Origin of the sequence: Massilia frigida, from assembly GCF_011682175.1 — a bacterium.
Classification (GTDB): Bacteria; Pseudomonadota; Gammaproteobacteria; order Burkholderiales; family Burkholderiaceae_D; genus Telluria_A; species Telluria_A frigida.
Window position 1 is genome coordinate 1 of the sequence record NZ_WHJG01000204.1, and the last position, 334, is coordinate 334.

At 62.6% G+C, this 334-nt stretch carries 1 protein-coding gene; it reads right to left on the bottom strand.

All coding sequences use genetic code 11. From position 1 onward, the window contains the following. The coding region (locus tag F2P44_RS34695) for a phosphomethylpyrimidine synthase ThiC (RefSeq protein WP_187363532.1) at positions 1-334 on the bottom strand (334 nt) is incomplete at both ends.

Consider the following 334-nt stretch of genomic DNA (forward strand, 5'->3'; position numbering starts at 1 on the left):
CCAGGGTATAGAACGGCGCTTCGCCGCACTGGTCCAGCTGCAGGTCCATGTTCTCTTTGATCAGCTGCATCGGCACGTGGCCCGGGCCTTCGATCATGACCTGCACGTCGTGCTTCCAGGCGACCTGGGTCAGCTCGCCCAGGGTTTTCAGTTCGGCCAGTTGCGCTTCGTCGTTGGCGGCGTAGATCGAGCCCGGACGCAGGCCGTCGCCGAGGCTGAACGAGACGTCGTAGGCTTTCATGATGGCGCAGATGTCTTCGAAGTGGGTGTACAGGAACGATTCCTTGTGATGCGCGAGGCACCACTTGGCCATGATCGCGCCGCCGCGCGAGAC